11 protein-coding genes are annotated in these 16,464 nt (G+C 36.9%); 3 read left to right on the top strand and 8 right to left on the bottom strand.

All coding sequences use genetic code 11. The annotated features are described in order from the left end of the window. Nucleotides 1-14 precede the first annotated feature (14 nt). The 6 genes from ABH966_RS11280 to ABH966_RS11305 all read right to left on the bottom strand — a co-directional run bounded on the left by ABH966_RS11280 (nt 15) and on the right by ABH966_RS11305 (nt 11,656). Nucleotides 15-2,003 (bottom strand): N-acetylmuramoyl-L-alanine amidase, encoded by a 1,989-nt coding sequence (locus tag ABH966_RS11280; RefSeq protein ID WP_370078398.1) that lies wholly within the window; start codon nt 2,001-2,003, stop codon nt 15-17. A 175-nt stretch (nt 2,004-2,178) separates the two neighbouring features. Beyond that, the gene (locus tag ABH966_RS11285; RefSeq protein ID WP_370078400.1) at nt 2,179-4,074 is read right to left on the bottom strand and encodes an N-acetylmuramoyl-L-alanine amidase; all 1,896 of its coding nucleotides are present in this window, start codon (nt 4,072-4,074) and stop codon (nt 2,179-2,181) included. Nucleotides 4,075-4,322: 248 nt separating this feature from the next. Then, on the bottom strand, nt 4,323-5,246 hold the full coding sequence (locus ABH966_RS11290) for a C40 family peptidase (protein WP_370078402.1): 924 nt from the start codon (nt 5,244-5,246) through the stop codon (nt 4,323-4,325). Nucleotides 5,247-6,070: 824 nt separating this feature from the next. Next, nucleotides 6,071-7,153 (bottom strand): CAP and S-layer homology domain-containing protein, encoded by a 1,083-nt coding sequence (locus ABH966_RS11295; protein WP_370078404.1) that lies wholly within the window; start codon nt 7,151-7,153, stop codon nt 6,071-6,073. 307 nt (nt 7,154-7,460) lie between these two features. Next, nucleotides 7,461-8,120 (bottom strand): S-layer homology domain-containing protein, encoded by a 660-nt coding sequence (locus ABH966_RS11300; RefSeq protein WP_370078406.1) that lies wholly within the window; start codon nt 8,118-8,120, stop codon nt 7,461-7,463. A 59-nt stretch (nt 8,121-8,179) separates the two neighbouring features. Continuing rightward, nucleotides 8,180-11,656 (bottom strand): hypothetical protein, encoded by a 3,477-nt coding sequence (locus ABH966_RS11305; protein ID WP_370078408.1) that lies wholly within the window; start codon nt 11,654-11,656, stop codon nt 8,180-8,182. A gap of 594 nt (nt 11,657-12,250) precedes the next feature. Between ABH966_RS11305 and ABH966_RS11310 the strand changes: the two genes are divergently transcribed. From ABH966_RS11310 to ABH966_RS11320, 3 genes are read left to right on the top strand one after another with little or no spacing between them, the layout of a single operon-like run. Continuing rightward, entirely contained in the window at nt 12,251-12,928 is a 678-nt protein-coding gene (locus tag ABH966_RS11310; protein WP_370078410.1) for a hypothetical protein, read from the top strand. After that, nucleotides 12,928-14,184, top strand: a complete 1,257-nt coding sequence (locus ABH966_RS11315) for an efflux RND transporter periplasmic adaptor subunit (RefSeq protein ID WP_370078411.1) — start codon at nt 12,928-12,930, stop codon at nt 14,182-14,184. Before ABH966_RS11310 ends, ABH966_RS11315 begins: the two co-directional genes overlap by 1 nt. A gap of 19 nt (nt 14,185-14,203) precedes the next feature. Further along, nucleotides 14,204-14,566, top strand: coding sequence for a hypothetical protein (locus tag ABH966_RS11320; protein ID WP_370078412.1), 363 nt, complete (start codon nt 14,204-14,206; stop codon nt 14,564-14,566). Here the strand turns inward: ABH966_RS11320 and ABH966_RS11325 are convergent. Then, nucleotides 14,555-16,054: an S-layer homology domain-containing protein gene (locus ABH966_RS11325; protein WP_370078491.1), complete on the bottom strand. Its 1,500-nt coding sequence runs from the start codon at nt 16,052-16,054 to the stop codon at nt 14,555-14,557. The genes ABH966_RS11320 and ABH966_RS11325 overlap by 12 nt on opposite strands. A gap of 200 nt (nt 16,055-16,254) precedes the next feature. Continuing rightward, complete coding sequence (locus tag ABH966_RS11330) at nt 16,255-16,410, bottom strand: hypothetical protein (RefSeq protein ID WP_370078413.1); 156 nt, start codon at nt 16,408-16,410, stop codon at nt 16,255-16,257. Nucleotides 16,411-16,464 lie beyond the last annotated feature (54 nt).

Below are 16,464 nucleotides of genomic sequence, written 5' to 3' on the forward strand. Positions count from 1 at the left end.
GTAGCTTTTCATTCTTATTGTTTTGAGTAATATTCCAAAATTCCTTTGTAGATAGAATCAGCAAATAACTCAACATATTGATCATCTGTCATTTTAGCGCGGTCTTCATTATTTGATAGGAAGCCCAGTTCGACTAGGATAGATGGAATTAGCATGTTGCGAATTACATAGTATTGCTGTTCTTTGACACCACGATTTTTCATATTTAAGTTATTTACGATTTGATTGTTTACAAATGTCGCTAAATCAATATCTTCCTTAAACATATCACCTGTTGTCACTGCATAATATGTCTCAGTACCTTGTGCAGAAGTATTTCCTGCTGAGTTTACATGGACACTTACGAAGATTTCACCGTAATTAGCATTTGTAAAATCTACACGCCCCTGTAAAGTAGGGAATGTATCACCCGTACGTGTCATCAATACATTTGCCCCTGCAGCCTCCAGTTTGTTCTTGACTATAGTACTAACCTTTAATGTAATGTCTTTTTCGAAAATAGTTTTACCAAAATTGGTTCCTGGGTCCTTACCACCATGACCTGGATCAAGAATGATAATTCGATCTTTCAACGGATTACCACTTTGATTTAATAACTTTATATAAGATTTATGGACATACCCTTTTTGACCTTGATAAGTAACTAGAGCCCAATAACCGTTAATACTGTTCACTTGAACATATTCGCCTTTTTTTAGCTTACTTACTACTGCAGAAGTAGAGTTAGCTTCTTTGCGGATATTTAAATTATCAACTGTCACTCGACCTAATAGATCCCCAGAAATTGTTGGTGGTGTTGGATCTGGTTTTGGATCTGGTTTTGGATCTGGTTTTGGATCTGGTTTTGGATCTGGTTTTGGATCTGGTGTTGGATTTGGAGTCGGAGTTGGATCTGGAGTAGAAGGTTTTTCTACTTCAACATCCGCTGTACTATTAGCCACAATATATCCTGGTACACCGTTCACTACAGTTAGATGGTAACCACTTACCGTCTTATAAACAGGTAAATTCACTTTACTATTCACAGTCGAAATTACCTTTGATGAAGAGGTTGGTTTTACGTAAAGATTTATATTTTGTGTTGTCGTAACTTGCTTTTGAACATTTCCTAATGCGTTACCATCTGCATCTAAAAACTGTGCATACGTTTTATAAATATAAGCAAAGGCATCTTTATAGGAAACTTTTAACCAGTCTCCTTCAACTGCATAGACTGATAGTTTTCCACCTTTGTTGACAGTTCCTACAATATTAGCATTAGATGAAGAATCCTTGGATTTACGAATATTTAATCCGTCAGTTGATGAAGAAACTAAGCCAATGACCTGTGATGAATCAGGTGTAGCTACAACTTTAACAGGGATATCTAAACGATATTTTTCTTCTTTGGCACGCGCTACAAATAATGCAAACTGTTTACGTGTCACTTGTTCATTGGGATTATAATTTTGATTACTTCCCTTTGTAATACCATTGTAGTAAATCGTATTCACATATGAAACGTACGGATGAGTTATACCTACGTCTACAAAAGGAGAATCGATATTTTTATACTCGCTTGTATCGAGCTTAAACGCGTTTGTTAACACATAACTCATTTCATCTCGAGTTAAAGGTTTGTTTGGTAAGAATTGTCCCTTGATATTTGTTTTAAAGAAACCAAGCTGTACAGCGCGTTCCACGTAGCCTGAAAGCTCTGTGCCGGCTGTTACATCTGAGAAGTTTGATTTATTGACAACTAGTGGCTTGTTACCTGAAGCAACAACAACCATTTTGGCAACTTGTCCACGCGTTACGGTGTTGTTAGGTTTATAATACGTTTTGCCCTTTTCTGTATACCCTTTAATAACACCTAAATTAACTAAATAATTGATTTCTTCATATGCGTCATCCTTGTTCGTAACATCTACAAAACCGCCACTTGCCTGTGCACTATGTATTGTAAATATTGAAGCAGAAACGAAAAGGACGCATAAGATAAGACTAATTTTTTTGAAATACAATGTCTTATTTCCTCCCTTCTTGTTCTACCATTAATATTAGCAAAATTTCACAGGTAAAACTATCATATAGATGAAACTGTTACAACTTAAATTCTAAATAATAGAATTTATCATAGTATTGAAAGCATCAAAAAAAGAGCTACATCGTTCATATTGAACAATGTAGCCCGTTTTATTATTTTTTCGCGTAGTATTGTGAAATTCCTTTGTAGATAGAATCAGCAAATAACTCAACATATTTATCAGTCGTCATTTTACCGCGGTCTTCATCATTTGTTAGGAAGCCTAGCTCGACTAAGATGGCTGGAATAATCGTGTTGCGAATAACATAGTATTGCTCTTCTTTAACACCACGATTTTTCATATTTAAGTTATTAACAATTTGATTATTTACAAATGTCGCAAGATCAATGTCTTCTTGATACATATCACCTGTTGAAATTGCATAATATGTTTCAGTACCTTGTGCAGAAGTATTTGCTGCTGAGTTTACATGGACACTTACGAAGATTTCACCGTAATTAGCATTTGTAAAATCAACGCGGTCTTGTAATGAAGGATACGTATCCCCTGTACGAGTCATATATACCTTCGCACCTGCAGCCTCTAGCTTTTGCTTCACAAGTGTGCTGACTTTTAATGTGATAGCTTTTTCGGAATAAGAACCTAAAACAGTTCCAGGGTCCTTACCACCATGACCTGGATCAAGAATGATAATTCGATTTTTCAATGGATTACCACTTTGATTTAGTAGCTTTAAGTATGATTTATGGACATACCCTTTTTGACCCTGATAAGTAACTTGTGCCCAATAACCGTTAATACTGTTTACTTGAATATATTCGCCCTTTTTCAGCTTACCTAGTACCGTAGAAGTTGAGTTAGCTTCTTTGCGAACATTTAAACTGTCAACCGTCACTCGACCTAATACATCACCAGAAACTGTTGGTGGAGTTGGATCTGGATTAGAAGGTTTTTCTACTTCAACGTCCTCTGTACTATTAGCCACGACATAGCCTGGTATACCGTTTACTACAGTTAGATGGTAGCCACTTACTGTCTTATAAACTGGTAATTTCGTTTTGCTATTAACTGTTGTAATAACTTTTGATGAAGAAGTTGGTTTTACGTAAACATTTAAATTTTGTGTTGCAGTAACTTGCTTTTGGACATTCCCTAATGCGTTACCGTCAGCGTCTAAAAACTGTGCATACGTTTTATGAATATAAGCAAATGCACCTTTATAAGTAACCTTTAACCAGTCCCCTTCAACTGCATAGACTGATAGTTTACCACCTTTGTTTACTGTACCTACTATATTAGCAGTAGATGAAGAATCTTTTGATTTACGAATATTTAATCCGTCAGTTGTTACAGAAACTAAGCCAATGACCTGTTTTGTATCAGGTACACCTACACCTTTAACTGGTAGCTCTAAACGATACTTTTCACTTTTCGCACGCGCTATAAATAATGCAAACTGCGCACGTGTCACTTGTTTATTTGGATAATAATTTTGACCTGTTCCCTTTGTAATACCATTATAGTAAATCGTATTCACAAATGTAACATATGGATGAGTAATCCCTACGTCCACAAAAGGAGAATCGATATTTTGATATTCACTTGTATCAAGTTTAAAGGCTTTTGTTAATACATAACTCATTTCATCACGAGTTAAAGGCTTATCCGGTAAGAATTGCCCCTGAGTATTTGTTTTAAAGAAACCAAGCTGTATAGCGCGTTCTACATAGCCTGAAAGCTCTGTGCCGACTTTTACATCGGAAAAGCTTGATTTATTGACAACTAGTGGCTGGTTACCTGAAGAAATTACAGCCATTTTGGCAACTTGTCCACGCGTTACGTTATTATAAGGTTTATAATACGTTTTGCCGTTTTCCGTATATCCTTTAATAACACCTAAACTAACTAAATAATTGATCTCTTCATACGCTTCATGATCTTTAGGAACATCTACAAACCCACCACTTGCTTGGGCACTATGTATTGTAAACATAGAAGCTGAAATGAATAAGACGCATAATATAAGACTGACTTTCTTGAGGTTCAATGTCTTATTTCCTCCCTTCCTGTTCTCGTGTTCATTTTAGCAAAACTGCACCGACAAAACTATCATACGAATGTAACTATTCCACTGTTCTCTAGGCATCACCCCTATTTTTAGTATATTTCATAAAAAGAAGAGAGTCTGCAAGTGCAAACTCCCCTCAATTTATACATTATATAAAAGAACTTCCTTGCAATGTATTACTTTAAACGTAGCCCTTGTCTAAGTAATACGGAATTTGATTATTATTGTTATTTTTGTGCGCGTTCAATAAATGTTTGAAGTTGAGAAATTTTTAACATCTCATCGTAACCGAAGTTACCATTTCCAATACCTTCTGCAATACCATTTGAAGCAAGAATTGAAATAAATTCATTTGCCCAATGATTTGCAGGAGCATCAGCAAATGTTACAACATTGCCTTGTTGCTTTAATCCGAAGGCCTGTACTAATACTTTCGAGATTTGAGCACGTGTTATCGGTGAAGATGGATTAAATTTACCACTACCATCACCAGCAAAGATACCTAACTTCGATACAGCAGCAATTGCACCAGCATGTTCATTTGTTGGTTTTACGTCTGTAAAATTCGTATTTTTATCGGATGTATCCAAGTTAAGTGCTTTAGCAATTTGCACTGCCACTTCAGCACGAGAAGCATAAACTGTAAAGTCAATCGCAGCTTCCTTTACTTCTTCTTTAACAGCTTCTGCTTGTTCACTATCAAATGTTGCTACACGTTTAGCACCAATGTAACGAGAACCCCAATAATAAGGATCATCTACATTTGAGTAACTAACACCTTTACCTGTTTGTGAATGAATCATTTTCCCGTCACCCATGTAAATAGATACATGCGAAACACCTTTACCACTAGTATTGAAGAATAGTAAATCTCCAACTTGAAGATCCTTCTTTGCTACCGCAGTACCTTGTTGATATTGTGAGCCTGATGTACGGTTTAATTCAATACCTAAATCTGCAAAGACTTTAGATGTATATCCTGAGCAATCGAGCCCTTTAGTAGTTGTACCTCCATAAAGATATGGAACACCTAAATATTTTGACGCTGTATCAGTAACATCAGATTCTGTAGCTGCTTCTGCTTTATCTATTTGAGTTGTTGTAAATAACATGAAAGATGCAAAAATCGGTAATAACCATTTCTTTTTCATATATTCGGTATACCCCTCTCAGAACTTTTTTGCCTATAAATAGACTATCATAAAAGATGCTATTTTAACTTTTCAATTGTGTAACGGTTTTTAAAGCACAAAAAAACACTGATATACCAACGTTTCGTGGTTTATCAGCGCTAAAATATGGGTATTAAATAATGGATATTCGGGATTTTTGTAACATTCCTGTAATATTCGCTACGCTTTGTCACAATAGATTACAAGATTTAGTGTAATTTCAATTTTCAACTGTTAAATATGAGCATTTACGAACCAAATTTCCCTTTAATGATGTAAGGGATTCGCGTGGTATTTGATCACCTTTTGCGGGGATTTGCCTTTGCTTCGCGCGGGTAATCGCCCCTTCTTCACGGTATTTACCTCTGCTCTGCGGGTATTCGACCCTTCTTCGCGAGTATTCACCTTTGCTCCGCGAGTATTTGCCTCTGCTTCGCGAGTATTTGTCTCCGCTTCGCGAGTATTTGCCTCTACTTCGCGAGTATTTGCCTCCGCTTCGCGAGCATTCGCCTCTGCTTCGCGAGCATTCGCCTTTGCTCCGCGAGTATTTGCCTCTACTTCGCGAGTATTTGCCTTTGCTTCGCGAGTATTCGCCTCTGCTTCGCGGGTATTTGCCTATGCTCCGCGGGGATTCGACCCTTCTTCGCGAGTATTTGCCTTTGCTTCGCGAGTATTCACCTCTGCTTCGCGGGATTCGCCTCTGCTCCGCGCGGGTAATCGCCCCTTCTTCGCGAGTATTTACCTCTGCTCCGCGATTATTCGCCTTGCTTCGCGCGGGTATCCCCTATCCCGCTTCGCATAGGCTATTGACTAGAAAATAATTGCACCCAATAGTAATATCCATTGCTATCAACTGCAATTGCTACCCCGGTATTTGTGTAATTTTCTCGTAAAATATTTTCACGATGTGCTGGTGAAGCCATCCATGCTTTGACGGCAGCTTCGGATGTTGGAATTTTTCTTCCTATATTCTCTCCTAAGCTCGTGTATGGATAATCGAATAATGTTGCCAAATCCCAGGGCATTCCGTAGTAAGGGGATTCATGCTCAAAATAATGTCGATTCACCATATCTTGTGCCTTAATAACGGCAATTTGCGTTAAAGCTGCATCATAGTTTAGGGGTTGTAGCTTTCTTTTTTGTCGTTCGACGTTGACTAATCGTATTACATCATTGGACATGGTTGGTGAATAATTTTTTGTTGGAATATAAGACTTGGATAAATAGTCGTAGGCTACCTCGAGATTTGTTATCTTCGCTGAAAAGTCGAGACTTCTTTCAACCAAAGAAGCAAATTGCGCACGTGTTACCAATCGATTTGGTGCAAATTGCTGTGCGTTGATCCCTTTAATAACACCAACATCTGCAAGTGATTCAATATAGTCTTTTGCCCAATGTCCCTCATTAACATCGCTAAACTTACTATGATTTTGAGAATCGACTTCAATTTGATACGCGAGTGTTAACATTTTGGCAATTTGTGCACGCTGTAAAGATGCATCAGGGTTGAAGTAATCACCATTTTGTAATATCCCTAATTCCACTAATGCACAAATTTCTTTATAGTACGGATGATTGGCTGATAAGTCTGTAAAATTAGGAGTGTAATCGGTATCTAGTTTTAGCTTCATGGAACGAGCAATTGCAGCTGCAGCCTCCGCCCTAGTAATCGGTTGTTCTGGTCTAAAGAAGCCATCCTGATAATTTGTCATATAATGCTTTTCTAGCATATGTTCTATTGCGCTTTTTGCCCAATGTGATTGTGAAACATCCTTTGCAATATTAGCTGCCAATACTTCTTCAGATGTGTTTGTCAGAGGCACAGCATATGATGTAGTCAGCAAAATAAGAGACATACCAACAACACTAGATACTTTTTTAAACATAGCTACCTCCTCCTTCATTCAAATTATGTATAGTACTCTAATGGAACATATTTGCCACCACATGTTTTCCTAACGACCAAAATAGGGATCGTATCCATTTCAGTATCATGTTTGATTTCCCTCATGGCCCACGTGACGAGGGAATAAAAGCAATATCATCGTTCTAATTCGCAGTTTAAAGGTCTACCGGTCCGACACCCGACTTTAGTTATGAGATACTCATATTCCATTATTACCTAATTTCACCTTTATCATTTTTAAAAAACCACTCTAAGATTGAAAATAACCTAAGAGTGAGTCTTCGCATTTATTCAACGCTAATAATATAGAAATCGTCTTCAGCTTTTTGCAAAGTGCGGTACAGGAATAAAACCATTTGACCGCGTCGAACATCTGTATAGGGTGAAAATGTTGTCGCACTAGTTCCTTGTGTAATCCCATAATCTAATAACGTTTGAATATACTTATTAGTTTCATTATCTTTAGTAAAATCTGAAAAAGTCGCAGATAATGTTGTTGCCTGCTGTAAATTAAAGCCAAGTGTCAATATCTTTGCCATTTGACTTCGTTTAATAAAATGATCTGGATTATAATTTGTACCTTTTTGGATAATACCCTTTTCAGCAAGCGCGGCAATATGCCCGTAATATTTATGAGAGGTCGGTACATCATTGAAGCCAGGATTTACAACATTTTTTGTCTCCAATTTTAGAGCTTCAGCCAAAAAGTATGCCGCTTCCCCTCGTGTTAAATTTTGATAAGGACTAAACGTAGTCGATGTTGTCCCAAATACAATTCCCTGGCTATATAATTCACTAACTGCCTTGTATAGTTCTGCTTCGCTTCCGCTATTTTTTATATCTGTAAATGGCATTGCAGCTGCTTCTGCAGGCATGGCTGCAACACAGGGAACAACTACTGCCGCAGTTGCAAAAGCCCATGCTTTATGTACCTTCTTAGTCGACAAGTTAACGCTTCCTTTCCTTATTATAAAGAAAGAAAAGAGGGACTTGCCCTCTCTCCTTATTACAAACCTAATGTTCTTATATGATCCTGTAAAATACGGTAATTATATACTAAATCCTGTTGCTCAAGAGTAAGTGCGTCGTATAGTTTTTGTGCAGCCAGTACTTTCTTTTCAAACGTTTTAGCGTCTGGATCCAGCTCGCCGATCGCATTTACTACTTTTAACACTACTGCTACATCTTTTTCTGCTTTCTTTAAAGTATCGTAGTTAAGAACTTGTCCTTTTACTTTAGAATCTAATGCTTTATATGCAGCAGAAGCATTCGCTACATCTTGAATATATGTGCTAGAAGCCGGATTAAGACCAGCTATAATCTCAACAACTTTCTTTACTTCACTCATATTTTTCTCAGCTTCAAGCAAAATATTGTAATTAGATACTCGTTGCTTATCTGTAGTACTTAAGCTATCGTAATCTTTTCGTACAGATTCTATCATACCGAAATACAATTTGTCGCTTGGCTTTAAAGCTGCAATACTTTGATAAACTTTAATAACGTTATCTATTGATAGAAGCAGCTGATCGTTATAAACATATTTACGCTGAGTGGCAGTAAGATTATCATATGCTTTTAAAATCTTTTGATATTGGCTGTCCATATTTTTCGATGTCATAAGTTTATCAATCTCATTGACAACACTAATGACAGGCTTAATAATTTTTTCTTGCTCTTGCAATGTTTTATAGTTTTCAACCGCATATTGTTGATCTTTTGGTAATGCATTATATGCTGCACGTATCTCTTCTATACGTTTAATATATTGATTTGCTGGGACAGTCGGAAGCTCATCAATCATGCGCTGTACATTTCCTGCACCTAAGATGCTTGTTTCAGCAGCTTGTAATAAATTGTAGTTTGTGACATATTGCTGCATATCCTTACTTAGAGCATTGTATAATGCTCGAGCTTGTACTGTATCTGCATTGAACGTTTTACTTGACGGCTTTAGTTTGCCAATTAATTCAATCACTTTGGCAGTTGGCTCATAGCTTTGTAGAATAGCAATATTATTGACATATAGTTTTTGGTCTTTTGTCAGTTTATCGTACGCTTTTCGCGCTGAGTTTACTTGACTGACAAATTTACTTGTGCCCGGCTCTATACCATCGATTTGCACCATAGTATTTAAAATTGCTTTTACTTCTTTTTCACGATCTGTTAACACCTTCACATTAGAGACAAGCTTTTTCTGTCCTGATGTTAGCTTATCGTAAGCAACGCGAGCATTCATAAGCTTCGTTAAATAATCTGGATCAGTAGGCACTGCCGCGTCTATCAATTCAATAACTATATGCGCAGATTTCAGCTCAGTCTCAGCTGTGACAAGCTTTTCATAGTTTGTGACAGCAGTTTGCTTTTCTGGTGGTAATGCATCGTAATTTTTGCGCGCAGAATCTAAATCATTTAAAAATGTTTTACTTGTCGGTTTCAATGTTTCAATCAAACCTATTAATGTAGCAACATCTTCAACTGCTGTTAGCTGATTGTAGTTTGTTACGCGTTTTTGTGAGGCAGAGTCTAATGCATTGTACGCCTTACGCGCTGCCAAAACCTTTTTTGTATAATCCTTATTTGCTGGATTTAAAGCTGCAATTGCATTAAAAACCTTCACAACATTGGCATTATTTTTCTCATAAGTTGTTAATGTCTTGGATTGTGTTACTAATTTTTTCGCATTTTTATCCATCGTTTTATATTCTGCAGACATAGCTGCTACTTTCGCTACAAACGTAGCATCTGGCTCATTACCTAAAGCGATAACACGATCATCGAAATTTTTAGCTGTAGTAATATAGCCGTCCGCGATTTGAAGATCAGGATAATTCGTTACAAGTTTTTTCCCGTTAGGTGATAGTTTGTCATAATCAGCAAATAACGCCTTGACTGCTTCCGTATATGTTTTTTGCGATGGGTTCAAAGCCATGATGCGTGCCACAATATCCATCGCCTCTACTTGATCCCCCAACGATTTATAGCTTTTCACATATTCGCGTTTTGCAGAATCTAGCTTTTGGTAAGCAGTATTCGCAGCCTTCGCTTTTTTAGTATAATCTTTCGCAGTTGGGTCTAGCTTTTCCACTAGCGCAATTACATTTAAAACTGCTTTATATGATGTTTCCGAGCTTGTTAGTTCTGACAAATTGTTGACGATTTTTTTGACTGTGGCAGGATCTATTTTCTTCCCATCAGGTGATACTGGTGTATTGTAAGCTGCACGCGCTTGCTCTATTTGAGTAATTTTATCGGAAGCATTAGCAATTCCAGCAATGAGTTTCTCAATTTCTTGCGCTGCCGCTATATTTGCTTCAGCTAAGTCTAAGTCAGCGCTATTTTTTACAAAATCTTTTTTGTCTAATGTTGATAAGGCATCTTTAATAGCCTTTACAGAAGTTCGATAATCTGCATTATTTGACGGTTTTAGTGCTGTAATTTGCTTGGAAATATCAGCGGCAGCTTTAAATAGCTTAAACGTTTCATAATTCGTAACTAAATTCTTTGAGCCAGCATCTAGTTTATTGTAGGCAGTTTCAATCGCTGTTACTGCACTAATAAAGTTTGTAGCAGATGCGAATTCCCCTGAGCTCTTGTTTGTCAGATCTGTAATTTTCGCAATTACTTGATCAGCTGATGATAAGTTGGCTAATACTTCTGTATATTTTTTGTATGGTGTTACCGTTGCATTATTTGGATTATAGGCTGTAATAATTTTCTTTTGATCAGCTGTGAGCTTGTTTAGTTCAGTTGTTATTTTAGCAGCAGTTTCTGCGATTTTAGTAGAATCAGGAGATTTATCGCTAAGAATCGTTACGAGTTCTTCTAATTGAATAACTGTTCCTTCCACTGCAGTTGCATCATCATGCATTTTTAAAAGTTTTGCACTATCTGCCCCGTTATTTTTGAAATAAGTATTGCGATCAGGCTCTGGAAACTCATATTGGAGTGATGTGCCTGTAACATCTTTAACTATAGCCTTAGCCCCATTATTGGTCGCAGTAATAACAGCATCTTTAAATGTATTTTGAACATACAAATAGGTATCTTTCACAGGATCTTTCTCACCTAAAAATGCCTTATATCTATCAAATGCACCGTTAACATCCTTAATGAAAGTTTTACTAGTATAGGAGATACCATTAATGCTTGTACCAATTTTCTTAAGTTCGCTTAATAAAATTATTTGTTGTTCTATATAGTTGTATTTAGCTGTAATAAATCTGATTTCATCCTCATCAAAATTATCGCTTAAAAATGCTAAATCTCTTTTTGCAGCAGCCATTTCTGGTGCTGTCGATCTGTCAGATAGTTTTCCATATTGTGCAATGGTTTGTGATTTAGCGTCTGTTGCTGCTACATTCACATTAGCTACTTGATCTGCCTGAGAGATTGTTTGAGGTTGTCCTTCTTGAGCATTGGCAATTGCTGTCGGAGTTAGTAATAGACTTGTTATTACACCAACCTGTAGTGGTTTCTTCAAAATGCCCACCCTTTCTTTTTTATAGGTAAATAGATATGTATCATTTATTTCTAATTTGCTACCTTTTGTATCGGTGCATTTTATCCTATTTCAAGCTAATCTATTAAAGAAGCTCATCCTCTTCACTAACAGAAAGATAATTTTTTTAGATTAAATAGTCTTTTTATAGGAAGTTATTGTTAGGATACTATATAATTGATTTATGTGCATTGATCTGGAAGAAATTTTGGCAAAAGATGACTAATTTCGAGTAAAAATGCTAAATAGACTTTAGCTGAACAAATTTACTACCTAAAAGATAGGTGCAGCTGACGGCAATTTTCGTGTACAAACGAAGCGTAGAGGAATCAGCGCTCGTCTGCGGAAAGCGCTACTCTATATGTACTTACACCTTATATTTTCCAGGAAATATTTTGTTGAAGCATTACTCAGATTGGTAAATAAAAGCTTTGTATAATTGTCTAAAATAACGATTAAATTTTCTCTTTTTCGAGGGAAATCAATGAAAAACTTAGCATTTCTACTATATTTTTTTCCAGTAATTAGGTGTATACTACAACTTTACTATTTAATTTACGAGAAAGGGAGCTATATATGTTTTATCAATATAAATTTTGGCACAGCTTAATGCATCCCACTTATTTTAGCCAAGCTGTTGAGCAAGGAGAAATAAGAGGCTATAAAAAGCGATCCTTCGCAGTTTTTATACTCTTTTTGCTTCTATTCATCGTTCGTGAGTTTTGGGGCATGGGTACTGAGAGCTTAACAACATTATTTGCATCGAATCATCCAACTGAATACTATACAGCCCGTTTACTATCAATGGTTGGAGTTATTGCCTGGGGAGTCATCTATTATTGCTTCCATTATTATGGCGTTACATACTTGTTACATCTATTAACAGACATTCCTTACAAATGGATTCAGAAGGTACAACTTTATGTAATGGTATTTTTACTTATTGAAAAGACAATTTTATTTGCTGTGTTTTATGCAGTTGGTTACACTACAAACTTCTCCTTCTTCTCACTTGCACCTATAGCTCAGCAAGTAATTGATAAGGATTATGTACTATTTGCTATCAATCAACTAACCGTAGCAACAGTATTAACAATTATTGTGCAATACACGTTCCTCTCAAAATGGGAGGAATGGTCAGATCGAAAGGCATTATTAGCAAAAATTATTGGGCTATATGTAGTAATGGCGATTTTTATCGGAATGATTAGTGTGTTACCACTACAAGAATGGATTACAAGGGGGTTAGGATGATGCGCTTTATTAAATCCAGACCTTGGACAAGTTTAAGTATTTTTGTGATAGCGTTATTAATTGGTGTAAATGCTTATTTTGTATTTAAGGATGATAGTAAAGTAGCAAGATCCTACTTTATCAATGAATTCCAAAGAGCTACACCTGGTGATCGTGTAGAGACGGTGGAAAAGGATGCGATTGTTGCACCAACGCAAACCTATACGATTTCAGCAGATGCGAAAAATCTTGCTGCAATAGATGTAACACGTGGGCAGGAAGTACATGCCAATGATTTACTAGCTACCTACAAAACAGAGGAAGTTGACGGTGAATTAGCAAAGCTTGAGGCTGAACGCACTGCTTACGAAACTGAATTAAGTGATTTAGAATCTGCTTTAGCGGACATAGAATCTGAATACGGAGAAGGCAATGACCCAAAAAGCTCTATTAATACCGACCAAATTAGTGAGAAGTTAAACGTCTCTGTTAAATTTGAATTAGGTCAGCAAGCTTCTCCATCAACTGCAGTGGCAATACTGAACCGTCACATTGCGGAGACCAATCGTCAAATAGCTTTAATGGATGCACAGATTGGCGAAGTTAAAGCGCGCCAAGGTGTTATTTGCCCAGTAGATGGTGTAATCTCAAAAATCACTGAAGAAGCTGGTGCGGTAACATTTGAAATCTATTCATCTGAAAAGTCTATGCTAGCTTACTTATCCGAGGATGAATGGCAAAAGGTTGAAGATGGGCAAACCGTTAGTTTTAAATTGCCGCATAACGACAATGAGCTATCAGGTATTGTATTTCAAAAACAAATGATACCAACAAATAATGAATCCCTTTGGGCAAATGCACTAGCTAAGTCTGCGAAGCTACCAAAGCCTATAAGCTATGAGGTAATATTGCATCAAGATGACATACTAGAAAACATACCATTTTCAACTGTCGGTAAGGCTTCTATTACCGTAAATCAGGCATCCAACGCACTTAAGGTGAAGTCCGCATGGGTGAAGGCTAGAAAGAATAATAAATATAGCGTTTATACGATTGATGAAAATGGCAAAATACGCCTTGAGGATATCGAGGTTGCCTTTAAAACGGCAGATTCTACTATCTTTACAGGCTATATGGATGCCGGAACACCTATTATTGCAAATGAACAACGCAATATTTTAGCTCGCTCCTTCCGTTCAATACCTCTTAAAAAAATCGAGTGGCGAGATTTTAAAGAGATTGGTTGGAAAGACTACGTGAAATATATTGTCTTTTAGTATATAAAAGCCTCCCCGAATGAAAAATTGGGGAGGCTTTTGTGTTGTTAGCGGTTTTTTGATGTTTATCAGCGATTTATCTGGCTTTATCAGCGATTCTTCGGTGTCTATCAGCGATTTATCTGGTCTTATCAGCGATTCTTTGATTTTTATCAGCGATTTACCTGGTCTTATCAGCGATTCTTTGATTTTTATCAGCGATTTACCTGGTCTTATCAGCGATTCTCCGATGTTTATCAGCGATTTATCTGACCTTATCAGCGATTCTTCGATTTTCATCAGCGATTTACCTGGTCTTATCAACGATTCTTCGATTTTTATCAGCGATTTACCTGGTTTTATCAGCGATGTTCTCTTTTCTACCAGTTTCTTAATTAAATGATGAATTTTCCATCTGTTCTTGTGTCGCTAGTTCATAGTTCATTGCTGTTATACCACTTACCTCATAGACCATGCCATGAACATATAGTTTCTCACCATTTACTCCATTTAGACGGACAGAAAAAATAGAATTACCTTTTCCGACTTTTTTTACAGTTATACCATCTGCTGAAAGCTCGACATCAACTATTTTATAATCATGCATTGCACCTGTGTATTGCTCTATTTTGAAATCTTTCACATTAAAGCCAATTTCATTTTTCGGAATGAACGTGCTGTTTTTTTCAACCGCTGATGTTGTATACAATTCATAGCCATCAGATTCTGCACGGATGCCTACACGTACCGAATGTCCTTTATTATCAGAGAAAGTCGCAATATAGTCACCTGCTTGCGATAACGAAAGCACATAGTTACCGCCCTTAGGAATCGATTGTTCCTCCCAGCCATCAAATTTATATGGCTTATAGCTGAAAACTTTATCACTAACAGCATGTCCAGCAGCTGTAGTTAGCTGAATATTTTTCGGATCAAAGCCTAAATCTTGCTCTAAAAACAGTGCTGATCCCGGGGTAACTTCATCTGTTGGCTGACAGTTAATTTGTAATTTTCCATCTACTTTTGTTACATCAATTTTATATTTTTGCAAGTCGACTATTTCATAATTTTCATCATTATCAATATTGTAGCCAACCAGCATGAAATTGCCAGACCCCTCTCGTAACGCCTCAATCTTCACATCGTTATTTGTTCGAAGAATGCGGAAAAATTCATGCTCTCCATCTGGCGCTATATTATCGTTAGAATAAGCATCAATATTAGTTGAATTAAACTCCTGTGCAGTAAATGTTTGGACCACTCGTTTAGCCTGCATAGCTTCAAGACGATGAATAAATAACGCAAGCTGCGAACGATTGATAGTCTCTTTTAAACCAAAAGTAGTTGGTGTAATCCCCTTCGTTATATTATTCTCAAACAATGGAGCGACTGCGTAATAAGCATCTGAATATTTTTCAATATCCTTAAATGGTAATGCCTGACCAAATTCAGTAGTTTCTAAATGGTATGCCGTTGTTAGCATTCGCGCTAATTGTTCACGTGTAATCGCTTGATTAACACCGAAGCTTCCATCCGCAAACCCTGAGATAATCCCTTCACTTTCCAAGGCTGCGATTGCCCCATAATATTCATCGCTCGGCTTTACATCAGTAAATTGTGGATCCATTACATTTTTAGTATCCAACCCTAGCAGACCTGCTAAAATCTTCGATGCCTGTCCACGCGTCACGTCAGCGAATGGCTTAAATGTGCCATCTGTATAACCTTTAATAATTCCGCGCTCTGCTAAATCCTTTACAGCAACACCGTATTCTTTCGTGTAATCAACATCGGAAAATTTATCTGTTGCTTGTGCAGTTGGTACTACTACAATCGCACTTGTCGCTAAAGCAGCAACTAATGCCCCATGAAATAAAGTATGCTTCTTCATCACCGGCTCAACCCCTTAACATATTTTGTCTATCATACTATTATAATACGTATAAGGGAATCCAAATATTTCATAATCAACTTATTAAGAGTCTCTTTTTTCTAGTTCTATATCGAATGTTAGGGTGAGGTATAATGTTAAGTTTCTACTAATGACTACCAAGTTCGTCGGTTCGAGATGATATCTGTTATTTTGCGGATTCAGTTCTTCGTTTCGACTTTTCTTTCCGTCGATCTAACTCTTTTATCTGTCGTTCCCGCTCTTCTTTCCATCGCTGACTTTTCTTTTCGCCGTTCTCTCTTCTTTCCATCGCTAGTTTTTCTTTCCGTCACTCTCGCTTCTCTATTCATCGCCATAATTTTCCCCATAAAAAAACAGTGGAGAGTTCGATTAACTCGACCCTCCACTGT

Origin of the sequence: Lysinibacillus sp. RC46 (assembly GCF_041262385.1) — a bacterium.
In the GTDB taxonomy this organism is placed as follows: domain Bacteria; phylum Bacillota; class Bacilli; order Bacillales_A; family Planococcaceae; genus Lysinibacillus.